Genomic DNA, 23,462 nt, shown 5'->3' on the forward strand with positions numbered 1-23,462 from the left:
GCTCGAACGGTTCGGATCGCGGCTGGTCGCGCAACTGGCGGCTTTGATGTCGGCCGAGCGATAGAGCGGCGGCGCGCTTCGACTTGTGTCCGCCGCTTTCGCAATCCACCGAGAAACGGGGGCCAGTTGGCCCCCGTTTCGCATTCGCCGGCGATTGGCAGGCCGGCGCTCCACGGCGCCCCCCTCTGTCCTGCCGGACATCTCCTCCACAGGGGGGAGATTGGCTGTCCCCTCGGCTTTCGCCAATTTTCAATGTTGAAAAAAGGGCGCCGTCGCCGAAGCCGCCGATCTCCCCCCTGTCGGAGGAGATGTCCGGCAGGACAGAGGGGGCGCCAAGGATCACTACAGATCAGCATTAGGCTCCTGCGCCGCGTCGCTTGGCGCCCTTGGCAACCCATGCGAAACGGGGCCTAGCGGCCCCGTTTCGCATTCTTCTCCGGCAAAAAGTCTAGCGGGCGGCGCGGGCCCATTTGCGATACCAGCCTTCGCTGGCAATGGTGTTGCGGTAGACCGTTTCGCGCTCTGTCGCCTCGGCTCCGGTTTCCGCCTGGATCTCGGCCTTGAGCGCCGCATCTTCGCGGCGAAACGGAATGACCTGGACAAGCGGCGTTGCCTTTTCGATGACGTAGAGGCCATCCGGCGCCGTCGCAAAGAACGGAAAATGGATGTGGGCTGCATAGGTGTCGGTATCGACGATGCCGGCGACGCATTCAAAAGGCTGAGCCGGCCGATTGAGCGGCGGCAGGAACAGACAACTCCAGCCCGGCGGGGTACGGATCGACCAGTAATTGTGAAACTTGCATGGCGGTGCCGGTTCCTTCGGATTGCCTGCGACCTGATGGGCACCATGATTGCTGACCATCACCCTGTCGAACTCCCAGCCGGCATCGACGGCGCTGCCGCCATCCTTGATCTCAAGGCGGACGGTCGCCGCGAGCGGCAGGATCCAGCCGGTTGTCATCGCGTCGAGAAATGGCATGCAGCGCTTGACGGTCAGGCCATTATTGGTGGCCGAGGCTTGCTGCTGATCGACCGCCGGCAATTTGCGGAACCAATCCGGCATAACCGTCTTGGCCGCCACTGGCGGCGCGATGACGCCATGATCTTCCGGCCGACAGGCAAACCGGATCAAGCGAGAGGTCTTCTGAGAGCGAGAAGACTGGGAAAAATGAAACATCGATGGCCTCCATGGAAAAATCCGAGGAGGAACGGGCCACAGCCGGATTTATTCCCGGGTGGCCGTCTGATGATGCAGGCCGACTACGATTGTTCGGCTGTCGCAGAGCGACAGCCGCGCGCAAAGCTCACAGCTAAAGCACCAATCGCATCAGCGGCCGGCCTGCCTTGCGCTCGACCAGCCTCTCGAAACCGGCTTTCTCGAAGACCCGCGACGAGCCGACGAACAGCCCGATCGAACGCGAATCTTTCGACAGGTCGATCGGACATGCCTCGATCAGCCGCGCGCCATTCTGGCGAGCAAACTTGATCCCGCCTTCGACCAGCCGGTGCGTCACGCCCCTGCCGCGCGCCTTGACGCGGATGAAGAAGCAGGAAATCGCCCAGACGCCCGGATCGGTGGCGTCGGCGGGATCGACCGGCGCCGACCCCCTGCCCTTATTGTTCCATTCGGGCACGTCGGCGCGCGGGCCGATCTGCATCCAGCCGACCGCCTTGCCATCCTCGAACGCCAGCAGGCCCGGTGGCGGTCCCGCCTCGATCCGCGCCTTGATGTGGTCCTTGTTGCGCTCCCGGTTGCTGGCACGGCGCGCTGCCGGCGACAGCCGGAAATGTGTGCACCAACAGCCGTAGCAGGCGCCCTGCTTACCGAACAGATCTTCGAAATCCGCCCAAAGCTCGGGCACCAGCGGCGCTATGGTCGTATTCACGAGCTCTCTCCCGGCCCCACCGCCTTGTCGTGGCGTCCGTCCTGACGTACCATTGCTTTTGTTCTCTTTATGTTCGCAGCGATGGCGGTTCCTGTCAACAATCCCGATCACGGTTTTTGCCGCGACTGCCTGACCTTTCAGCGCGGCGAGGCACGGCGCTGTGAGCGCTGTGGCAGTCCACGGCTGGCCCGCCATCCGGAGCTCTACCGGCTGCATCTCGCGCATATCGATTGCGACGCGTTTTACGCGGCGGTCGAAAAGCGCGACAGCCCGGCGCTGAAGGACCGGCCGCTGATCATCGGCGGCGGCAAACGCGGCGTCGTCTCCACCGCTTGCTACATCGCCCGCATCCACGGGGTGCGTTCGGCGATGCCGATGTTCAAGGCGCTTGAAGCCTGTCCGGAAGCGGTCGTCATCCCACCGGACATGGAAAAATATGGACGGGTCGGCCGCGAGGTGCGCGCCATGATGCAGGCGCTGACGCCGCTGGTCGAGCCGATCTCCATCGACGAAGCGTTTCTGGACCTTGCCGGCACCGAGCGCCTGCATGGCTTGCCGCCGGCGGTGGTGCTGGCGCGCTTCGCGTTGGGTGTGGAGAAAGAGATCGGCATCACCGTTTCATCAGGCCTTTCCTACTGCAAGTTCCTGGCCAAGGTGGCGTCGGACTTTCGCAAGCCGCGCGGCTTTTCGGTGATCGGCGAGGCCGAGGCGACCGGCTTCCTGGCCGAGCAGCCGGTGACGCTGATCTGGGGTGTCGGAAAAGCCTTCGCCGCCACGCTTGAGCGGGACGGCATCCGCACCATCGGCCAATTGCAGCGCATGGAGCGCGGCGACCTGATGCGCCGCTACGGCGTGATGGGCGACCGGCTCTACCATCTTTCACGCGGCGAGGACGACCGCCGCGTCCACCCCGACCAGGATGCGAAAAGCGTCTCGGCGGAGACCACTTTCGACACCGACATCGCCTCGCCCGAGGAACTGGTTTCGGTCCTGAGAGCGCTGTCGGAAAAAGTCTCGGGGCGGCTGAAGAAATCCGGCATTGCCGGGCGCACCGTCGTGCTGAAGCTGAAGACGCAGGATTTCAAGACCCGCACGCGCAACCGGCAGCTCGGCGACCCGACACGGCTGGCCGACCGCATTTTCTCGACCGGGCTCGAGCTGCTGCGCAAGGAGGCGGACGGCACCAGATACCGGCTGCTCGGCATCGGCGTCAGCGACCTCTCGAATGACGAAAAGGCCGATCCGCCCGACCTCGTCGATATCCAGTCACGCAAGCGTGCCATGGCCGAAGGCGCCATCGACACGTTGCGCGACAAGTTCGGCCGCAGGGCGGTGGAGACCGGCTACACCTTCGGCAAGGGCCGCAACGCCCACCCTCCCGAGCCGATCGAAGATTAGTTTAAGGATGATCCCGAACCGAATGTCCGCGCAAGCGAAAAGCGGATCCAGTTTCGGAAAGATCACGCTCAAACAAGACAAGGTAAAGCGGGCCGCTTCAGGTGCGTCGCAAATCGATCCGGCTGGTCATCACGCGCTCGCCGGTTTTCGGGTCGACGTCGATAACGGTCAGCCGCATGCCGTCCTCGCCGTTCTTCTCGACGGTCATTTGCGCGGTGCGATCGCCGTTGACCTCCTTGGCCCAGCGGATGCCGAGATTGATCGCATTGCCCGAGCGCCTGCCGCTGAGCTGCGCCGGCCCGGTGCGGGATCCGACATAGGTGCCGGTGTACTTCGTGCCGCGGGATTTCAGATCGGCACTGATGGCGCGCGTCACCACGACGAGACCGCGGCAGGTGCCGTCCAGCGACAAGGAGCTCGATGTCGCGTCGGAATTGAAGCGGCAGGAGACGTTCACCGTCGGCGCCTCGGTGGTTACCTTGACGGTGCCCTTGCCGGCAAAATTCCCCTCGAACGAGCGAAGAAAATCGGCCTCGTCGGCATGAGCTGCGCCAGCAGCAGCCGCCAGGCAGCCGGCAAGTACAAGTCGTGCGAATGATTTCATGGGATATCTCCTCGGTGATATCGGAACGACGATATTTCCAACGAAATGGCTGTTGGACCAACGCCCGCCGTGACGGCAGGTTCCGCCCTCAGCATGACCGTTTTGCAACACGTCGCTTCTGGCCCAGCCGAATGCGTTGACTAGCGGTTGCGGTGAAAGTCCAGGCTTGCGACATAGCGCGCATGGCACCCTCGCCCTCGATCCCCAAGGCCGCGTTCTGGATGGCGCTGTCGATCGCGTCGTTCCTGACGATGTCGGTCGCCGGCCGCGCCACGACCGCCGAGCTCAACGTCTTCCAGGTGCTGGAGCTGCGCTCGGTGATCGGCCTGTTCATCCTCCTGCCGCTGGTGATGATGTCAGGCGGTTTTGCGGCAATGCGCAGCAAACGCCCCTTGGCCCATATCGCCCGCAACGTCGTCCATTTTGTCGGCCAGGCGGCATGGCTCTACGCCTTGACATTGATCCCGCTGGCCGTGCTGATCTCCATCGAATTCACGACGCCGATCTGGACGGCCATCCTGGCAGTCGGCTTTCTTGGTGAAAGACTAAGCCGGCCAAGACTTGCGGCGATCGTGATCGGGCTGATCGGCGTGCTGATCATCGTCCGTCCGGGCGTCGGCTCCGTCGATCCGGGACATGTTGTCGTGCTGGGTGCCGCGGTCTGCTTCGGCATATCCGTGGTTTTAGTCAAATCGCTGACGCGGACGGACAGCGTCGTGTCCATCATCTTCTGGATGCTGGTCATCCAGTCGGTGCTCGGCCTCGCCCCGGCGCTCTACGAATGGCGCAACCCGTCGCTCGAACTGTGGCCGTGGATCCTGCTGATCGCCTTCACCGGCATGTCGTCGCATTTCTGCATGGCCCGCGCACTCGCGTATGCCGATGCCACCGTCATCTCGCCGATGGACTTTTTGCGCGTGCCGCTGTCGGCGCTGATCGGCTGGCTGCTCTATCAGGAGCAGATCGACGTCTTCACCGCCGGCGGCGCCCTGCTGATCCTGCTGGGCAATCTGCTCAATCTGCAGAAAAAGGCGACCAAACCTGCGGAAGTGGCAGCGTCTTAGCATGTTGCGGCCAAACGACTTCGTTTGGCGCATCAAGGCAAGGAGCCAGAGCGCGGTTTTGGTTCCACAAAACGGCGCTCCAGCCCGGCATTTCAGTCGCCTTCGTCGGGTATGTTGAGAAGATGCCCGCAGGCCTTGCAATGGACGGCGTCGGGCTCATGCCGCTGAAGCCCGCATTGCGGGCACGGGAAGAAGACCTTGTTGGGACGGAAGAGCGCCTGCGCCAGCCTGACGAACAGCGATATGCCGATGATCATGGTGACGATGGCGGTGAGCTTCCCGGCTATCCCCGGCAGGACGATGTCGCCGAAGCCGGTCGTGGTCACCGTGGCGACGGTGAAATACAGCGCATCGACATAGCCTTCGAGACCGGCCCCGGTGCGGAAGAAGAAGGTGTAGACGAAACCGGTGACGACAAACAGGAATGTCAGGAGATTGATGACTGCGTGGCTGGCCTCGCGCCATTTTTTGAGGCCGCGCATCTCGAAAAACCGCCACAGCGCGCCGCTGCGCGACAGCGACCACAGCCGCAATATGCGCAGAAAACCCAGATTGGCCAGCGCCGAAGGCATCAGCAGCGTCAGCAGGATGAAGGCGTCGACCCACGACGTCGGCTGTTTCATCAGGCGCAGCATGTCGTTCGACGCCAGCAGCCGGGCAATCATGTCGGCGGCGACAAGCGCTGCGACAGAATAATCGAGCCAGAGGAACGAGGACGAGTCCTGGATCACCGGTGTGGCGATGAAGAAGGCGATGATGGCAAGGTCGATGATAATAGCCGCCAGCTGGAACCGGAAAGCCGCTGGCGTACGCCCGTGATAGAGTTTGCGCAGCGTGCCGCGCAGCCGTGCCAAGGCTGAAAAATCCTGCACTCCGTCCCTTTCCGGCGCCTTCATGACAACTGCGATAACGCTCGCTGCGACAGCCGTCCAGTGGGCAGAGCAGAGGGAAGCCGCTGTGGCTTGAGAACATCCGGAGCGTTCCAGACCCGGAAAGCAATCAGACCGGTTCCGCCTCGATGACGCTGATGCGAGGTCCGGCTTCAACGATACTCGCGACCCGAAAATCCGACGCCGCAAGCAGCAACCTGAATTCTTCCGCCGTGCGCTCCTGCCCGCCCGGCATGACCAGCATGTTCAGATCGCCGAATTTTGCGCCGGCGCCTTCATTGGGCGGTGCCAGAATGCTCTCGAGCACCAGCAGTTTGGCTTCTGGGCGAATCGCCCGGCGGCAGGTTTTCAGGATCCGGATGTTTGTGTCGTCGTCCCAGTCATGCAGGATCCATTTAAGCACAATCGCATCGGCGCCCTCGGGCACCGAGACGAAGAAATCGCCGGCGACGATGTCGCAGCGATCGGCCACACCCGCGGCGTCAAAGACCGGGCCGGCCTTCGCCACGACCTGCGGCTGATCGAATAGAATGCCGCGCTGGTCGGGATTGCGCCGGAGGATTTCGGCAAGCAGCGCGCCCTGCCCGCCCGCGACATCCATAACGACAGAGAACGGCCGAAAGTCATATGCCGCGATCACCGCGGCGGCGACGCCACGCGACATCGCCGTCATCGCTCGGTCGAAGATGACGGACTCGTCCGGATGCTCCGCCCGGTATTCCCAAACGCCCTTGCCATAAGCGTGGCGAAAGGCGTTTTCGCCGGTGCTGACACTGTGCAGCAGATCGCTCCATGCCTGACGGAAATAGGGCCGCCCGGCCAGTACCGCCCATGGCGCGACCGAATGCCGAACGTCGGATCGCAATGCACCGCCAACCGGGGTCAGCGAGAAGGACCGGTCTTCCGCTTCATGGAACACGCCGGCCGACGCAAGGGCGCGCAGCAGCCGGTAGAGCGCCTGCGGATGGGTGTTGGTCAACGCGGCAAGTTCGCCGCTGGTGCGGTTCCCGTCCTTGAGATGGTCTGCGATGCCCAGCGTGGCGGCGACGCATATCGCCTGAGACACCTGGAACCCATTGACCATGTTCTGGAGTTCGGCAGCGGCTGTCCGCTCATCCATTACGCGCTCCCCCGGCCGCCAAAAAGACCCAGGCCGCCGAGCTCACAATACCAGCGGCATCGTCACCGGGCAATGCGACCGGGCTGGCGGAATACGGTCGTTAGCTCACACCAACTCGACTTCCACCACGCCCGGCACAGCGCGCATGGCCGAGGCGATCTGTGGCGAGACGCGGTAGCGGTTGGGCAGTTCGATCTCGACCTCGCCCTGCGCCTCATCCTTGATGACGATGATGCTCACCTGGCTGTCGCCGCGCTGGGTAAGCTGCGATTGAATCGCCGACGCCGGCCGGTCGTCCCTGACAAAGATGCGCAAGGCTTTTTGGATGCGGCTTGCCTCGTCCTCCAGCGACTGCACCGTCTGGATGCGCAGATTGACGCCTTCGGGCCTGTCCTCGGCCGAAACTGTGATCACCACCGAACGGCCGGGCTCGAGCAGGTCGCGATATTGCGCCAGGCCTTCGGAAAACAGCACTGCCTCATACTGGCCTGACGTGTCGGAGAACTGCACGACGCCCATCTTGTTGCCGGTGCGCGTCTTGCGCTCCTGCTTGGTGGTGACGGTGCCGGCAAGCCGCCCGGCGGCAGCGCCGCGTTTGACGGCGGCCGAGAACTCGGCCCAGGTCTGCACCCGCATCTTCTGCAGCGCCGCCTTGTATTCGTCCAGCGGGTGCGCAGAGAGATAGAAGCCGACCACCTGGAATTCACGGTGCAGGCGGTCGGCGGCAAGCCACGGGTCGGTCGCCGGCAGGTTGAGCGCCTGCGACTGTGCGCCGAGCGAGGCGCCGAAAATGTCGTGCTGGCCCGACATTGCATTCTGCTGCGCCAGCGCCGCCAGCCCCATCATCCGCTCGACGCCCGCCATCATCGCGGCGCGGTCGTGGCCGAAGCAGTCGAGCGCACCGGCCATGATCAAGCTTTCGAAGACGCGCTTGCCGACGATCTTCGGGTCGACCCTTTCGCAGAAATCGGCGAGGTTCTTGAACGGTTTTTCGCCGCGCATGGCGACGATATGCTCGACCGCCGCGTCGCCGACGCCCTTGAGCGCGGCCAGCGAATAGAAGATCCGGTTCTCGGCGACTTCGAAGGCGCGGAAGCTTGATATCACCGACGGCGCCACGACATCGATGCCGAGGCGCAGCGCATCCTGGCGGAAATCGGCGAGTTTATCGGTGTTGCCCATGTCGAGCGTCATCGACGCGGCCAGGAATTCGACCGGGTAGTGCGCCTTCAGATAGGCAGTCTGGTAGGAGACGACCGCATAGGCGGCGGCATGCGACTTGTTGAAACCGTAGTCGGCGAACTTTGCCAGCAGGTCGAAGATGAAGTCGGCTTGCGGCTTGCCGACGCCGCGCTCGATCGCGCCCGAGACGAAGCGCTCGCGCTGCTTGTCCATCTCGGCGCGGATCTTCTTGCCCATGGCGCGACGCAGCAGATCGGCTTCGCCCAGCGAATAGCCGGCAAGCTCCTGCGCGATCTGCATCACCTGTTCCTGGTAGACGATGACGCCTTGCGTCTCCTTCACCAGATGGTCGATCTTCGGATGGATCGACGCCATCTCCTCCTCGCCATGCTTTCTGGCGTTGTAGGTCGGGATGTTCTCCATCGGGCCCGGCCGGTAAAGCGCGACCAGCGCAATGATGTCCTCGATGCAGTCGGGCCGCATGCCGATCAGCGCTTTGCGCATGCCGGCACTTTCCACCTGGAACACGCCGACCACTTCGCCGCGTGACAGCATGGCGTAGGTGTCGGGGTCGTCGAGCGGAATGTGGGCGAGATCGATCTCGATGCCGCGGCGGCGGATCAGCTTGACCGCGGTCTCCAGCACCGTCAGCGTCTTCAGGCCGAGGAAGTCGAACTTCACCAGCCCGGCCTGCTCGACATACTTCATGTTGAACTGGGTGACCGGCATGTCGGAGCGCGGGTCACGGTACATCGGCACCAGCTCCCACAGCGGCCGGTCGCCGATGACGATGCCGGCGGCGTGCGTCGAGGCGTGGCGGTAGAGCCCTTCCAGCTTCTGCGCCATGTCGAGCAGCGTCTGCACGATCGGCTCGCGCTCCGCCTCCTCGGCAAAGCGCGGCTCGTTGGCGATGGCGTCGGCGAGCTTGACCGGATTGGCCGGGTTCGACGGCACCATTTTGCTGAGCTTGTCGACCTGGCCATAGGGCATCTGCAGCACGCGGCCGACATCGCGCAGCACCGCGCGGGCCTGCAGAGTGCCGAAGGTGATGATCTGGCCGACCTGGTCGCGTCCGTATTTCTGCTGGACGTAGCGGATGACCTCCTCGCGCCGGTCCTGGCAGAAATCGATGTCGAAGTCGGGCATCGACACGCGGTCGGGATTGAGGAAGCGCTCGAACAGCAGCGAGAAGCGCAGCGGGTCGATGTCGGTGATGGTCGTCGAATACGCGACCAGCGAGCCGGCGCCCGAACCGCGCCCCGGCCCGACGGGGATGCCCTGCGCCTTCGCCCATTTTATGAAGTCGGCGACGATCAGGAAGTAGCCGGGGAATTTCATCTTCTCAATGATGCCGAGCTCGAATTCCAGCCGTTCGCGGTATTGCTCGACCGTATAGCCAGGGGCCAGGCCGTGCGCGGCGAGCCGCGCCTCCAGTCCTTCATGCGCCTGTCTGGCAAGCTCCTGCGCCTCCGCCTTCACCGCCGCATCGGCGTCGGCGACATCGCCGCCGGCAAAGCGCGGCAGAATAGGGTTGCGGGTCTTGGGATAGTAGGAGCAGCGCAGCGCGATCTCGACGGTGTTGTCGATCGCTTCCGGCAGATCGGCAAACAGCCTCGCCATCTCGGCCTGGCTTCTCAGAAAATTGTCGGGCGACAGCCGCCGGCGATTGTCGACGGCGACGACCGACCCTTCGGCGATGGCGATCAGCGCGTCATGCGCCTCATAGTCGTCGCGCGAGGAGAAAAACGCCTCGTTGGTGGCAACCAGCGGCAAGTCGTTGATATAGGCGAGGTCGACTGACGATTTCTCGATGGCCCGGTCATAGCCGGAAACCCGTTCCAGCTCGACATAGAGCCGGTCGCCGAACAGCGCCTTGAGCGCCAGAAGCCGCGTCTCGGCGAGGTCGCGGCGGTCCTCTTTCAGGGCGTTGCCGATCGGGCCGCGCGGCCCGCCGCTGAGACAGATCAGGCCGTCGCAATGGCCTTGCAGCATCTCGGTCGTCAGATGCACGGCCTCGCCGGGCGGCGTTTCCAAATAGACCCGGCTGACCAGCCTGACCAGATTGCTGTAGCCGGCCTCGCTCGCCGCGATCAAAACCACGGGCCGCATTTCCGGGCCTTGCCGCCTGCGGTCGCGCTGGCTGTCGCTGGCTTCACCGGAAAAAGCGAGAGCGGTCTGGCAGCCGATGATCGGCTGGATACCCTCCTTCACCGCCTTTTGTGCGAATTCGAGCGCGCCGAACAGATTGTTGGTGTCGGTGACGGCGATAGCCGGGGCGTCATCCCTCACTGCATGGGCGACGACTGTGCCGAGTTGCAAAGCGCCTTCGAGCAGCGAATAGGCCGAATGCACGCGCAGATGAATGAACGGCCGCGCCGGCGCTTCCGGCCGCGACGCCTTCACAAAGGCCTCGCGCCGCAACGGATCGCGGGGAAGTGTCTCATTCGCCATGGTTTTTTAGCGCCGTTTGAGAGGACTCAGTCGATGAGGTGTATTGTCCGGCACTGGACGATGCGAGTCCAGCGAGAGCGGGCACAAAACCAATCAGCGTTCACCCGGCCAATTGTCGATGCTGGCGCTGCCCCTCATCCGCCTGCCGGCACCTTCTCCCCGTATAGTGACGGGGCGAAGGGGCTGGCCGCAACCTCGGCACCCATTCTGTAACGCTGGCGATAGGCGAAATCCTGTGCGAAGGCCCTTTCTCCCGTCACCATACGGGGACAAATGCCCGGCAGGGCAATGAGGGGCAGCGCCAGCCAATGCGATTGCCTTGTATCCTCACGCAAATTCCATGATCACCGCGTCGACGGCGAGACTGTCGCCCGGTTTTGCCTTGAGTTTCGACACAGTGAGATCGCGCTCGGCGCGCAGCACGTTTTCCATCTTCATCGCCTCGACGACTGCCAGCGTCTCGCCGGCCTTGACCTCCTGCCCTTCGGCAACGGCGATCGACACGACGAGGCCGGGCATCGGGCAGAGCAGCATCTTGGAGGTGTCCGGCGCCACTTTTTCCGGCATCAGCCTTTCGAGTTCGGCGATGCGCGGCAGCATGGCGCGTGCGCTCACCGACATGCCTTTCCAGGCGATGCGAAGCCCGTTCGGCACCGGCCTGATCTGCGCGGCGATTCTTCGCTCGCCGACCGTGCCGCGCCAGACGAGATCGCCCGGCCGCCAGTCGGACGCCACCGTCAGCGCCGTGCCGCCGTCGATCGACAGACCGAGCTCCATCGGAATGGAGATCATGCCTTCGATAACGCAGGCCGAAAGGTAATCCTTGCCGATCTTGACCACCCACTCGCGTTTCAGGACACCCGAATGCGGCGCCAGCCGCCCGCCCAGCCGGTCGAGCCGGTCGCGGCGCAGCAGTTCGACCGCGGTGGCGACGGCTGCGAGCACGGCCTTTTCCTCGCTATCAGGCACGATCGGCGCGAAGCCGTCCGGATATTCCTCTGATATGAATGCGGTCGATATCCGCCCTTCCCGCCAGCGCGGATGCTGCATAAGTGCTGCCAGGAACGGCATGTTGTGCTCGATGCCGTCGACGACAAAACTGTCGAGCGCTTCCGACATGGCGTCTATTGCCGCGAGCCGCGTCGGCGCCCAGGTGCACAGCTTGGCGACCATCGGGTCATAGAACATCGAGATTTCCGAACCCTCGGTAACCCCGGTATCGTTGCGGATGACGATTTCGCCTAACCGTCCCTCTTGTGGCGGCCGGTATCTCGTCAGCCGGCCGATCGACGGCAGGAAATTGCGATACGGGTCCTCGGCGTAGAGCCGGCTTTCCACCGCCCAGCCGTTCAGCTTGACGTCGCTTTGCTTGATAGCGAGCTTTTCGCCGGCCGCTATGCGGATCATCTGCTCGACCAGATCGATGCCGGTGACGAGCTCTGTCACCGGGTGCTCGACCTGCAATCGCGTATTCATTTCAAGGAAATAGAAGTTCTTTTCACTATCGACGATGAACTCGACCGTGCCGGCGCTCTGGTAGTCGACCGCGCTGGCCAGCGCCACTGCCTGCTCGCCCATGGCTTTCCGGGTCTTGGCGTCGAGGAAAGATGAAGGCGCCTCTTCGACGACCTTCTGGTTGCGGCGCTGGATCGAGCATTCGCGCTCGCCGAGATAGAGCGCATTGCCATGCGCGTCGGCCAGCACCTGGATCTCGATATGGCGTGGATCGACCACGAACTTTTCGATGAAGACGCGGTCGTCGCCGAACGAGCTTTTGGCCTCCGACCGCGCCCGGTCGAACCCGTCGCGCACCTCGGCCTTGCTCCAGGCGATGCGCATTCCCTTGCCGCCGCCGCCGGCCGAGGCCTTGATCATCACGGGATAGCCGATCTCGCCGGCTATTTTCTCGGCATGACCGGCATTCTCGATGACGCCAAGCCAGCCGGGCACCGTGCTGACCTTGGCCGCATTGGCGAATTTCTTCGATTCGATCTTGTCGCCCATCGCCCTGATCGCTCCGGGTTTCGGGCCGATGAAAACGATGCCTTCTTGCTCCAGCGCCTCGCAGAAGGAGGCGCGTTCAGACAAAAACCCGTAGCCGGGATGCACGGCTTCAGCACCCGTCGCCTTGCAGGCGGCGATGATCTTCTCCGGCACAAGATAGCTTTGTGAGGCCGGCGAAGGCCCGATATGCACCGCTTCGTCGGCCATCTCGACATGCACGGCGTCACGATCGGCGTCCGAATAGACCGCGACGGTGGCGATGCCCATCTTGCGCGCCGTCTTGATGACGCGGCAGGCGATCTCGCCACGATTGGCAATCAGGATTTTTGTGAACATGCGGGTTTTATTCCCTCGGCTGCCTTTGTTTTATGGGCTTGGCCCGGCCGGTCAAGGCACGTAGGCGCATATCCGGGGTGCCGAGTCGCCTGGTGACGACCAAAACCCGGCCACGAACTGTCAATTCGTCCCATAGTCCAGCACCTGCAGATACGCTAATGCTCGGCCCCGATTGCAGATTTTCCCTGAGAGGAGATTCCCGATGAAAACCCGTGCCGCTGTCGCTGTCGCCGCCGGAAAGCCGCTGGAAATCCTGGAGGTCGACCTCGACGGCCCGCGTGCTGGCGAGGTGCTGGTCGAGATCAAGGCGACCGGCATCTGCCACACCGACGAATTCACGCTGTCGGGCGCCGATCCTGAAGGCATCTTTCCGGCGATCCTCGGCCATGAGGGTGCGGGAATCGTCGTCGATGTCGGCAAGGGCGTCACCTCGGTCAAGAAGGGCGACAACGTCATCCCGCTCTACACGCCGGAATGCCGGCAATGCCCGTCCTGCCTGTCCAGAAAGTCCAATCTATGCACCGCGATCCGCGCCACGCAGGGGCAAGGCGTGATGCCGGACGGCTCGTCGCGCTTCTCGATCGGCAAGGACAAGATCTTCCACTATATGGGCTGCTCGACCTTCTCCAACTTCACCGTGCTGCCCGAGATCGCAGTGGCGAAGGTCAATCCCGACGCGCCCTTCGACAAGATCTGCTACATCGGCTGCGGCGTCACCACCGGCATCGGCGCGGTGATCAACACCGCAAAAGTCGAGATCGGCGCCACGGCCGCCGTCTTCGGCCTCGGCGGCATCGGCCTCAACGTCATCCAGGGGCTGCGCCTTGCCGGCGCCGACATGATCATCGGCGTCGACCTGAACAACGACAAGAAGGAATGGGGCGAGAAATTCGGCATGACGCATTTCGTCAATCCGAAGGAGATCGACGGCGATATCGTGCCCTATCTCGTCAACATGACAAAACGCGGCGCCGACCAGATCGGCGGCGCCGACTATACGTTCGACTGCACCGGCAGCACCAAGGTAATGCGCCAGGCCCTAGAAGCATCGCACCGCGGCTGGGGCAAGTCGGTGGTCATCGGCGTTGCCGGCGCCGGCCAGGAGATCTCGACGCGGCCGTTCCAGTTGGTCACCGGCCGCACCTGGATGGGCACCGCCTTCGGCGGCGCGCGCGGCCGCACCGACGTGCCGAAAATCGTCGACTGGTACATGGACGGCAAGATCGAGATCGACCCGATGATCACCCACACGCTGAAGCTGGAAGACATCAACAAGGGTTTTGACCTGATGCACGAGGGCAAGAGCATCAGGAGCGTGGTGATTTATTAGGTGAAGGAGGTTCAAATTCGTGTCCGTATTCGCTTCATAGACTACGAAAAGTCGACGATCCATCGAATACAGAATTTTGGCGAGGACTTATGGCGCAGTTATAGGGCAAACAATCGCGTTCAGATCGATTTGGGAGAGATCGATCGTGCGACAGATGAAATCAACTTTCTCGTACGTGATACGTTTTTGCAAAGGAGCCTGACCGAAGTGCATCGCTTGCTAAAAGCGCACCTCATGGAAAATGAAGCGAACATCGACACTGAGCCGGCATGACGACTAACACCGACCAAGAACGAAGCCGCCTACAGATTTACGTCGATGCCGATGCCTGTCCGGTGAAGGCCGAGGTCGAGAAGGTCGCCGAGCGCCATGGCGTCGTCGTCACCTTTGTCTCCAATGGCGGCCTGCGCCCGTCGCGCGATCCGATGATCCGCAACGTCGTCGTGTCCATGGGCGCCGACGCGGCGGACGACTGGATCGCCGACAATGCCAAGCCCAACGACATCGTCGTGACATCAGACATCCCCCTTGCCGCCCGCACGGTGGCGCTCGGCGCCCACGTGCTGGGTCCGACCGGGCGCCCGTTCACGCCGGAAACGATCGGCATGGCGGTGGCGATGCGCGACCTCAAGCAGCATCTGCGCGAGACCGGCGAAAGCAAGGGCTACAACGCCAGTTTCGCGCCGCAGGACCGCTCGCGGTTTCTCGGCGAGCTCGACCGCATCTTGCGGCGTGCGCTGAAATCCGCCGCACCGGATTAGAATGCGATCTTGAGGCCCAGCTTGCCGCTGACGGTTGAGCTGTCCTCGGACCATTTGCCGCGAATTTCAGTGCTGACGGTTGTCGATGAAGACATCTTCAGATTGAAGCCGGAGGACAGCGCCACCGAGAAGTCCGCATCCTCGAAATTGCTCTTCAGACCGGAAACGCTTGCCGTGTTCGAATAGCCGAAACGCTGCTGCAGATCCGCGCGCGCATAGGGGCTGATGACCATGCCGTTTCCGAGCTGATAATCCGCGTAAACCCCAGGGTCGAACTTGATCGCGCCAAAGGATAAACGGCTCTTTCCAAATTCAGTGCCGGAGTCGTCCGTGTATGCGTCGCCGGTAAAGGTAACGCCCAACAGCCCACCACGAAGATCGAAACGCACGCGATCGGTCAAGTTGAAGATGCGGCCGATCGACCCTGTTATCGCATAGCCTTGCGTGTCGTAGCTGCCGTCATTTTCCTCGACGTCCGTGTTGCCCAAGAACGCCGAAGCGGCCACAAGAGCATAGCTGGTGCCGTGACGATAAAGCCCATAGCCGCCGAACATGCCGCTTCTGTTGGTCGCGTCTCCGACTCCGAAATCGTCGACATCGACGTCGGCCGAGGCATAACCGCCGAACAGCCCCAGGTTCAAACCATGCTTGCTGTCGAACCCGAAATGCTTTGCCGCATTGAAGTCGACACTGACGGCAGCGGAAAATTCATCGACGTCGAAACTTGATCCGTCAAAGACGCGCAAATCGTTCGAAACGATGAAGCCGTCATGCTCCGTGTGGGCTAATTGGCCGGAAGCGAAGACGCCGAACGGTGAAGACTGGGCCGGCAAAGCTGCGTTTGCGGGGTCGACATCCGCCTGGATGATGTCGTCAGACAAATTGAGAAGAGCATCCAGGGACGTGTCGACGATCGCGCTATTGACGGTCACGCCGGCGTAGCAGCCCGGCAGCAGGGTGCCCTCACTACCGTCCTCGATACAGGCGTTTGCCTTCGAAGGCAGGAAAACCAATGCAGCACCAATCGAAATTGAACTCGTGCACAGGCGCGAACGCCAACTCTTGCCTTTCATTGTCCCCTTCCCCTGCTACTTGTGTCGTCTGGCTTAAATATCAGGACATGCAATGCACGGTTGAACTATGAAAAACGTTCCTGACTGCAGTAGATCTAAGTGCAACACTACGGCAGCGCTGGTAGGAGCGTAACAAATTATTTCTAGCGTGGATATGATCTCGTGGGGGCCACTGGCTTTCCGGCGGACCGTGGTTGCGGCGGCGATCGTCCGGCTGGACCCACAGGGAAACCGAGCCAGATCGAAAGCGGGTCGCGCCTTACGCTTCCTTTGATATGGGTTCTGGTGTAAAAATTGCGGCGGTCTTCGGAGATACCGTTTCCGGCGCATGAGCGGAACGGCGCCAGTCGGGCGGACGCTTCGGCGACTTGACGATGTCACGCGCCGAAACGAGCCCTTGCCATGAGCTACCGTCTCCACCTGCGTATTGCTGTGGTCCTGCTGCTTTCACTTGTCGGATCCCTCGGCGCTCAAGCCGCGGTCGAGGAAGGCCAGTCGCCACAGCCGAGCAAGCGGCTCGCGATCGTCATCGGCAACTCCGACTACCGGGGCGCCCGTCTCCCGCATCTGGCCAATGCTGCAAACGACGCGGCCAGAATCTCTGAAAGCCTGAAGAGGCTGAAATTCGATGTGCTAACGGCAACCAACCTGTCGTCCGACGGGTTCACCAAGCTTTTCAAACAAGCCGAGGGCAAGTTGGCAAGCGCCAGTGCTGTCCTCATTTTCTACGCTGGCCACGGCGTGCAACTCGGTGGCGAGAACTATCTTCTGCCGGTCGATACGCCAAGCGCCGAGAACCTGCAGGAGTTGATCGGGGGCGCGGTCAAGCTCAACGATGTGATTTCGAGATTTGCCAGCCGTGAAAGGCAGACCTTCGTGTTTCTTGATGCCTGTCGTAACAACCCGATGGGCAAAGGCCCCAGCGCCATGGATGGCCTCGCGCAGATCGAAGTCGGTGAAAACACGTTCATTGCCTTTGCAACACAGCCTGGCAACGTTGCTGTCGACGGCTCTGGCGACAACAGCCCCTTCACCACGGCATTGTTGAAGAACGTCGAGATTCCCGGGCTCAGCATTTCGGACATGATGATCCGCGTGCGCAACGAGACCGAGGCAATCACCATCGGGCGTCAGGTTCCGTGGGATCAGTCGAACCTTCGCGAGCAGTTTTACTTCACCGAGCAGCAAGTGCTCGACCCGGCCCAGCTCAGCGCCAGCCTGTCGCGCATCCTGGCCGATCCTGCCGCCAAGGAGAGGTTGAAGGTCGAGCTCGCTTCCAACGACCTGCAGACGGCCGTGCTTATCGTTGGCCAGGCATTGCGTTCGGTCGAGGTTTCGCCCTTACCCGACGCTACGGACAAGCCCGCCGGCACGCAGGTCGCCAGCCTTGAGGGGGCGAGGCAGAGCATCGTCTCCGGACTTGAAGCGCTGATCGTCGGCACTTCGGCGACTGAAACGGATTCCAAAAAAGCGACCGATCTCGCGCGAAGCATCCAGACCGAATTGCGACGTTTGGGCTGCTATCGGATGACAGTGGACGGAAGTTGGGGCAAGGGCTCCGTGCGCGCGCTCACCAACTACTACAAAAATACCGCGAGAACCGCATCCGCGACCGAGCCTACGGTTGAGCTCCTGAGTGACCTGTTCCTGCACTCCGGGCGGGTTTGCAAGGATCCGGTGGTCGTTCGGAAGATCAAGCCGGCGAAGGTGGCATCGGAGGCGGCTCCGGCACGCAAGGGGGTGGGCAGCCGAAAAGCCGCAAGGTCGCAGCAGCAATCCTCGCGTCCGGCTGCACCGCCGCCCGACATCAGCGGCGGCATTGGGATCGGCGGCGTTTTCTAGAGCGTTTGATGTGTTTCCCCTGTGGCGAGCCGATCCTCGCGGAGAGTGGCGCAGGCATGCGCAGATGCAAAAGTGCTACAACGTCGTTTGCGCGTAAGACAACCGGGCCATGACGACCGAACTGCCCCTGAAGAAACCACTGCACCGCCACATGCAGTTCGCGGTGTCGGCCTGCATCGGTGTAGTGGCACTGGCGATCGCGCTGGTCTTGCGCACTCCGCTCGCCTTCTCGATCGGCGCCAATGCGTTTTTCGCCGCCTACACCGTCATTGTTGTCGCCCAGGTGCCGCTGCTCACCGGCCGCTATCTGAGCAAGAATGCCCGCGCCACCGACCAGCCGGTGCTGGTCATCTTTGCCGTGACGCTGATTGTCGTCACCGTTGCCATTCGTCTCGCTGTTCCAATTGATCAATCGCGAGGGCAGCGCGCACCCTGTCGAACTCACCTTCGCGCTGCTGTCGATCCCGCTATCCACGCCATGACAGCGCTGCACTACGCGCATGTTTACTGGGTCAACGACGAAGAGACCGACACTGGCAGCAAAGCGAAGCAGAAAAAGCCCGTCGGCGGCCTCTTGTTTCCCGGTAAGGAGCAGCCGGACGGCTGGGATTTCCTCTACTTCTCGGCCACAATCGGCATGACCTCACAGACCTCCGATACCGCGGTCTCGACCACGCAAATGCGTCGCATCGTGCTTTTGCATTCGATCGTGTCGTTCTTTTTCAATACAGTGATCGTCGCCGCCGCGGTCAACCTCGCCGTCAGCCTCGGGAGCCGGTAGCACGGGGCAGTCTGTAATAATTCCGTGATCGGATGAAACATCGCTTTGGCTGGCAACGTATTGGGAGGAGAACGATCGGGAAGGCCGACGGCCGGAAGGACGCGAAAAAATGCAATCGGTTGCCAGGAGCCAATCCACTGTCGGGCCAGATACTGCCGGGCCGAAGGATGCGACGCTGATCTACCGGCAGTCGCGCTGGACGCGGCTGACGCATTGGCTCTGGGCCATCTCGCTGTTCTTCATGCTGCTTTCCGGCCTGCAGATCTTCAACGCCCGCCCCCAGCTCTATATCGGCAAGGAATCGGGATTCGCCTATAACAACACCATCTTCGCCATCGGCGCCGAGAACACCGCAAACGGCCCGCGCGGCTACACCGAAATCTTCGGCAAGCGCTTCGACACAACCGGTGTGCTCGGCTGGTCGGGGCCGGCGGGTCGGGAGGCGTCCCGCGCCTTCCCGTCCTGGGCGACGATCCCCTCCTATTACGACCTCGGCACCGCCCGCGTCGTCCATTTCTTCTTCGCCTGGATACTGACCACAACCCTGGTCGTCTGGCTGGTCGCCAGCCTGATCAACGGCCATTTGCGCCGCGATCTGGCCCCTCGCATCGCCGATCTCAGGCGCTTGCCGCGAGACATCGTCGATCATGCCAAATTCAAATTCCACCACAGCCGCGAGTACAACACGCTGCAGAAGATGGCCTATGGCAGCGTGATGTTCGTGCTGCTGCCGCTGATGATCATCACCGGCCTTGCCATGTCGCCGAGCATGAACGCGGTGCTGCCGTTCCTCAACGATCTGCTTGGTGGCCGGCAGACGGCGCGGACCATTCATTTCATCGTGATGCTGCTGCTCGTCGCCTTCTTCATCATCCATTTGCTGATGATCTTGGCCGCCGGGCCGATCAACGAGCTGCGTTCCATCATCACCGGCTGGTACCGGACCGATCCGCCGGCGGATGGCGGCAAGACGCCGCAGAGGAGTGCGTGAGATGGCGAAGTTTGTGATCAGCCGCAGAAAATTCCTGACCTCGGCCAGCCTCGGCGTCTCCGGCATCATGCTGTCGGGTTGCGATGCGTTCGACAGCCAGCTTCGTGTCGGCGATGGCCTGCGCAGTTTCCTTGAAGGCGCCAACGGCCTGACGTGGCGCGCGCAACGCCTGCTTGCCGGCGATTCGCTGGCGCCGGAATTCACCGAAGCCGACATTCGCCAGCCGCAGCGGCCGAACGGCGTCACCGCGCCGGACGACGACGTCTACAAGGGCCTGCTCGCCAACAATTTCGCCGACTGGCGCCTCGAGGTCTCCGGCCTCGTCGAAAAGCCGCTGTCGCTGACCCGTGAGCAATTGATGAACATGCCAAGCCGCACCCAGATCACCCGCCACGATTGCGTCGAAGGCTGGAGTTGCATCGCCAAATGGACCGGCACGCCGCTGTCGCTGGTGCTTGATCAGGCGGTGGTCAAGCCGCAGGCGCGCTACGTCGTGTTCCATTGCCTCGACACGATCGACCGCAGCCTGTCCGGCGACATCAAATACTACGGCTCGATCGACCTGATCGATGCGCGTCACCCGCAGACGATCCTTGCCTATGGCTTGAACGGCAAGCCGCTGCCGGTCGAGAACGGGGCGCCGCTACGCGTCCGCGTCGAGCGCCAGATCGGCTACAAGATGCCAAAGTATCTCCGCCGGATCGAACTGGTCGACAGTTTCGCCGCGATCGGCGGCGGCAGGGGCGGCTACTGGGAGGACAATGGCTACGACTGGTACGGCGGCATTTGACGCCATAGCTCCGCCATTTCCGATCAGCGTTTGGTGCTTGCTCAAGCGACCTTGTCGATCAGCGGCTTGAGCACCGGATGGATTTCCGGCGAGGCGTGCTTGATCAGTGTCAGCAGCGCGCGCTCGTTCTCATGCAGCGGCCGGTCGTTGCCGATGCGCTCGGCCAGCCATTTCGCCTCGCCCGCGTCGGTCGTTTCGGCGCGGCGGGCCAGTGCCTCGGCTGCCTTGTTCTTCGATTCCCATTCGGATTCGATATCGCCCGGCGGCGCAGTAGGCTTTCATGATGCCGGCGAGGCCACCCGATACCATGCGGCCGAAGAAACCGCCGATCTCTGGATCGGCCTGCTCCAGGAAAGCGTCTTGGCGCAGCGCCACGTCGCGCACCGGCGCTTCGTAGCCGGCCGAGCACATGACGTAATTGGCGATCGCCTTGACGAACAGGTCATTCCACGACGGATCGTTGTTGGCTGCCGCGGTCCGCTCGTTGATCTTGAACAGCACCTCTGCCTCGACGCGGGTGATGGCAATGTCGCCGTCGCCGCCATAGGCAAAGAGGATGCGGCGCAGAAGCTCGACCTCCGCCTTGGCGATCAGCCCGGGCACCAGCTTGCCGCCGTGCATCAGCGGCCCTTTGCCGTCGATGACCGCATGGGCGACCTGCTCCAGCGCATAGGTGCAAAGCCCGTTCGGCGAGGATTTCGCCTTTTCCAGCACATGCACGAGCAGTTCGAGTTCGGTCAGGCTGTCGACCATGCCGTCACGCGAAAGCGCTCGGACCAGCCAGTCGGCATTGTCCTGCGAGATATAGCCCGCCGGCTTTTCCTGATGAACGATGAAGTCGGTGACGGCTTCGATGAAAAAATCCGGCCATTCCGCGCATTTGTCCCCTTCTATCGCGTCGAGCGCAAACAGCGCCTCGGCCTCGCTGCGCGTCACCACCCCGTCGCCGAACACCTCGCGGTGCAGTATGACCACGTCTTCCGCTGTGACCCGATTTTTCGAGGCCAGCTCGGCCACCCCAGCGCTCTTCAATTCGCCCATTTCGTTCCCATCCATACGTCGTTTGGACCCAACATATCGGCAGTTCCTTGAGAAACCGGCAAGCCGCGTGGTTAGCGAAGACTTGTCGGCAAGCTGTCGCTGGCAGGTGACAAGGTGTCGCCGACAGGCTATGGATGACGAGTCGAGGGCTCAAATTGAGTCCTACCTGTTTGCGGGAGAGAGCAGCGAGAGCTGCCGCCGAAGGGGAAATCGCCCGAAATCTCTCAGGCAAAAAGAACCGTAGACGGGAAAGACACTCTGGAAAGTCGGGGTTTTTTTCGCCCCGCGCCGAAGGTGTAAGCGCTGCCGACAGAGTTACGGGGCGCGAGTCTCTCAGGCTTCAGACAGAGGGGCACGGACTGGTCGCCATTCGCGGCCGATTGCGTGCGACTCTGGAGACGACATGACGGGCGACGACACCAAACACCTTCCCCTCGAAGACCTGCACATGGCCGCCGGTGCGCGCTTTGGCGCGTTCGCCGGCTGGTCGATGCCGCTGACCTATCCGGCCGGCGTGATGAAGGAGCACCTTCATACCCGCGAACATGCCGGCCTGTTCGACATCTCACACATGAAGCTGTTCGAGATCAGTGGCTCGGGCGCTGAAGCACTGCTCAATCGTGCCTGCCCGTTCGACGCCGGCGCGCTTGAGATTTCCCAGTCCAAATACACGTTCTTTCTCAATGAAGCCGCCGGCATCATCGACGATCTGATCGTCACCAGGCTCGGCCGGCAACGCTTCATGGTCGTCGCCAATGCCGGCAATGCTGAAGCCGACGAAAAACACCTTCGTCAGCTTGCCGAGGACTTTGACGCACAAGGGTATTGGGATGCCAAGGGGGACTTTGACGCCAAGATTGAAGCACTGGATCGCGTCTTCCTGGCGATCCAGGGGCCTGAAGCCTGGGCCGCCCTGTCGCGCGCCGGCATCGAAACCGGATCGCTGCTGTTCATGCACGGCTTCGAGCCCCGCGAAAACTGGTTCATGAGCCGCTCGGGCTATACCGGTGAAGACGGTTTCGAGATCGGCCTGCCGGAAGCGGATGCGCGAAATCTCGTCGCCAAGCTGCTCGAGGACGAGCGCGTGATGTGGGTTGGGCTGGCCGCCCGCGACAGCCTGCGGCTCGAAGCGGGGCTGTGCCTGCACGGACTGGACATCACGCCTGAGATCGACCCGGCCAGCGCCGGGCTGATGTGGGCGATCCCGAAGGAGGTTCGCGCCACTGGCGCTTTCATCGGCGCCGACGCATTGCGTGCAATCCTGGAGCGCGGCCCGGCGCAAAAACGCGTCGGCCTGAAGCCGGAAGGCCGCCAGCCGGTGCGCGCCGGTGCAGCCCTTTTCGAGGCCGACGGCAATCCCGCCGGCCACGTCACCTCCGGCGGTTTCGGCCCCTCGGCCGGCCATCCGGTCGCCATGGGCTACGTCCTGACAGCGTTGGCCAAACCTGGCGCAAAACTCTTCGCCGACGTTCGCGCGACCAAAATCCCGGTCGATATCAATCCCCTGCCCTTCAGGCCGCATCGCTACCGCAAAGGATAAACTTCATGGCAAAGACCTATTTCACCGAAGATCACGAATGGCTCCGCGTCGAAGGCGGTATCGCCACCATCGGCATCACCGACTATGCGCAGGAACAGCTCGGCGATCTCGTCTTCGTCGAATTGCCGGAGCCTGGGAAAAAGCTGGCCAAGGGCGACACCGCCGTCGTGGTCGAATCGGTCAAGGCGGCATCGGACGTCTATGCGCCGGTCAACGGCGAGATCACCGAGGCCAACACCGCGCTCTCGTCTGATCCGTCCCTGGTCAATTCGGCGGCGACCAGCGAAGGCTGGCTGTGGAAGATGAAGCTGGCCGATGAAAGCCAACTCGAAGGTCTCCTGGATGAGGCCGCCTACAAAGCCCATATTGGTTGAGAGA

The 23,462-nt window shown here is 62.5% G+C and carries 19 protein-coding genes, 1 pseudogene and 1 riboswitch; of the genes and pseudogenes, 11 read left to right on the top strand and 9 right to left on the bottom strand.

Annotated features, from left to right (window positions below; all coding sequences use genetic code 11):
• Nucleotides 1-448 precede the first annotated feature (448 nt).
• Nucleotides 449-1,177: a DUF6065 family protein gene (locus AC0L16_RS20130; RefSeq protein ID WP_473622774.1), complete on the bottom strand. Its 729-nt coding sequence runs from the start codon at nt 1,175-1,177 to the stop codon at nt 449-451.
• A 133-nt stretch (nt 1,178-1,310) separates the two neighbouring features.
• Nucleotides 1,311-1,886, bottom strand: a complete 576-nt coding sequence (locus AC0L16_RS20135; protein WP_473622775.1) for a GNAT family N-acetyltransferase — start codon at nt 1,884-1,886, stop codon at nt 1,311-1,313.
• 69 nt (nt 1,887-1,955) lie between these two features.
• Between AC0L16_RS20135 and AC0L16_RS20140 the strand changes: the two genes are divergently transcribed.
• Nucleotides 1,956-3,284 carry a DNA polymerase IV gene (locus AC0L16_RS20140; protein WP_473622777.1) on the top strand — a complete coding sequence of 443 codons (1,329 nt, stop codon included), beginning with the start codon at nt 1,956-1,958 and terminating at the stop codon, nt 3,282-3,284.
• Nucleotides 3,285-3,381: 97 nt separating this feature from the next.
• On the opposite strand, the gene AC0L16_RS20145 is transcribed toward AC0L16_RS20140, so the two are convergent.
• Nucleotides 3,382-3,888, bottom strand: a complete 507-nt coding sequence (locus tag AC0L16_RS20145) for a hypothetical protein (protein ID WP_473622778.1) — start codon at nt 3,886-3,888, stop codon at nt 3,382-3,384.
• A gap of 182 nt (nt 3,889-4,070) precedes the next feature.
• Here AC0L16_RS20145 and AC0L16_RS20150 point away from each other — a divergent pair, with 182 nt between their 5' ends.
• Nucleotides 4,071-4,952 carry a DMT family transporter gene (locus tag AC0L16_RS20150; protein ID WP_473622779.1) on the top strand — a complete coding sequence of 294 codons (882 nt, stop codon included), beginning with the start codon at nt 4,071-4,073 and terminating at the stop codon, nt 4,950-4,952.
• Between the two features lie 92 nt (nt 4,953-5,044).
• Here the strand turns inward: AC0L16_RS20150 and AC0L16_RS20155 are convergent, their stop codons facing one another.
• The 4 genes from AC0L16_RS20155 to AC0L16_RS20170 all read right to left on the bottom strand — a co-directional run bounded on the left by AC0L16_RS20155 (nt 5,045) and on the right by AC0L16_RS20170 (nt 12,935).
• On the bottom strand, nt 5,045-5,848 hold the full coding sequence (locus AC0L16_RS20155) for a potassium channel family protein (RefSeq protein ID WP_473622781.1): 804 nt from the start codon (nt 5,846-5,848) through the stop codon (nt 5,045-5,047).
• A gap of 103 nt (nt 5,849-5,951) precedes the next feature.
• The gene (locus AC0L16_RS20160; RefSeq protein WP_473622782.1) at nt 5,952-6,962 is read right to left on the bottom strand and encodes a methyltransferase; all 1,011 of its coding nucleotides are present in this window, start codon (nt 6,960-6,962) and stop codon (nt 5,952-5,954) included.
• A 105-nt stretch (nt 6,963-7,067) separates the two neighbouring features.
• Nucleotides 7,068-10,595 (bottom strand): DNA polymerase III subunit alpha, encoded by a 3,528-nt coding sequence (gene dnaE / locus AC0L16_RS20165; RefSeq protein ID WP_473622783.1) that lies wholly within the window; start codon nt 10,593-10,595, stop codon nt 7,068-7,070.
• Nucleotides 10,596-10,922: 327 nt separating this feature from the next.
• A complete protein-coding gene (locus AC0L16_RS20170) occupies nt 10,923-12,935 on the bottom strand; it encodes an acetyl-CoA carboxylase biotin carboxylase subunit (RefSeq protein ID WP_473622785.1) in 2,013 nt (670 codons plus the stop codon).
• A gap of 202 nt (nt 12,936-13,137) precedes the next feature.
• On the opposite strand from AC0L16_RS20170, the gene AC0L16_RS20175 reads away from it, so the two are divergent.
• From AC0L16_RS20175 to AC0L16_RS20185, 3 genes are read left to right on the top strand one after another with little or no spacing between them, the layout of a single operon-like run.
• On the top strand, nt 13,138-14,265 hold the full coding sequence (locus AC0L16_RS20175; RefSeq protein ID WP_473622786.1) for an S-(hydroxymethyl)glutathione dehydrogenase/class III alcohol dehydrogenase: 1,128 nt from the start codon (nt 13,138-13,140) through the stop codon (nt 14,263-14,265).
• A complete protein-coding gene (locus AC0L16_RS20180; RefSeq protein WP_473622787.1) occupies nt 14,266-14,538 on the top strand; it encodes a hypothetical protein in 273 nt (90 codons plus the stop codon).
• Complete coding sequence (locus AC0L16_RS20185) at nt 14,535-15,026, top strand: YaiI/YqxD family protein (RefSeq protein ID WP_473622789.1); 492 nt, start codon at nt 14,535-14,537, stop codon at nt 15,024-15,026. The genes AC0L16_RS20180 and AC0L16_RS20185 overlap by 4 nt, the downstream gene beginning before the upstream one ends.
• On the opposite strand, the gene AC0L16_RS20190 is transcribed toward AC0L16_RS20185, so the two are convergent.
• The gene (locus AC0L16_RS20190; protein WP_473622790.1) at nt 15,023-16,099 is read right to left on the bottom strand and encodes an autotransporter outer membrane beta-barrel domain-containing protein; all 1,077 of its coding nucleotides are present in this window, start codon (nt 16,097-16,099) and stop codon (nt 15,023-15,025) included. The two genes, AC0L16_RS20185 and AC0L16_RS20190, sit on opposite strands and share 4 nt — an antisense overlap.
• 432 nt (nt 16,100-16,531) lie before the next feature.
• Here AC0L16_RS20190 and AC0L16_RS20195 point away from each other — a divergent pair, with 432 nt between their 5' ends.
• The 4 genes from AC0L16_RS20195 to AC0L16_RS20210 all read left to right on the top strand — a co-directional run bounded on the left by AC0L16_RS20195 (nt 16,532) and on the right by AC0L16_RS20210 (nt 20,503).
• Entirely contained in the window at nt 16,532-17,941 is a 1,410-nt protein-coding gene (locus AC0L16_RS20195) for a caspase family protein (RefSeq protein ID WP_473622791.1), read from the top strand.
• A gap of 109 nt (nt 17,942-18,050) precedes the next feature.
• Nucleotides 18,051-18,722: a DUF1345 domain-containing protein gene (locus tag AC0L16_RS20200; protein WP_473622792.1), complete on the top strand. Its 672-nt coding sequence runs from the start codon at nt 18,051-18,053 to the stop codon at nt 18,720-18,722.
• Between the two features lie 109 nt (nt 18,723-18,831).
• Nucleotides 18,832-19,713 carry a cytochrome b/b6 domain-containing protein gene (locus AC0L16_RS20205; protein WP_473622793.1) on the top strand — a complete coding sequence of 294 codons (882 nt, stop codon included), beginning with the start codon at nt 18,832-18,834 and terminating at the stop codon, nt 19,711-19,713.
• Nucleotide 19,714: 1 nt separating this feature from the next.
• The gene (locus tag AC0L16_RS20210) at nt 19,715-20,503 is read left to right on the top strand and encodes a molybdopterin-binding protein (RefSeq protein WP_287074690.1); all 789 of its coding nucleotides are present in this window, start codon (nt 19,715-19,717) and stop codon (nt 20,501-20,503) included.
• 41 nt (nt 20,504-20,544) lie between these two features.
• On the opposite strand, the pseudogene AC0L16_RS20215 reads toward AC0L16_RS20210, so the two are convergent.
• Nucleotides 20,545-21,544 (bottom strand): annotated as a pseudogene (locus AC0L16_RS20215) (hypothetical protein).
• A 163-nt stretch (nt 21,545-21,707) separates the two neighbouring features.
• Nucleotides 21,708-21,795, top strand: a riboswitch (glycine riboswitch).
• Between the two features lie 152 nt (nt 21,796-21,947).
• Between AC0L16_RS20215 and gcvT the strand changes: the two are divergent.
• Both gcvT and gcvH read left to right on the top strand, forming a co-directional pair.
• Entirely contained in the window at nt 21,948-23,084 is a 1,137-nt protein-coding gene (gene gcvT, locus AC0L16_RS20220) for a glycine cleavage system aminomethyltransferase GcvT (protein WP_473622795.1), read from the top strand.
• 5 nt (nt 23,085-23,089) lie between these two features.
• Nucleotides 23,090-23,458 carry a glycine cleavage system protein GcvH gene (gene gcvH, locus AC0L16_RS20225; RefSeq protein WP_473622797.1) on the top strand — a complete coding sequence of 123 codons (369 nt, stop codon included), beginning with the start codon at nt 23,090-23,092 and terminating at the stop codon, nt 23,456-23,458.
• Nucleotides 23,459-23,462: the final 4 nt, after the last annotated feature.

Source organism: Mesorhizobium sp. WSM4848, from assembly GCF_055811375.1.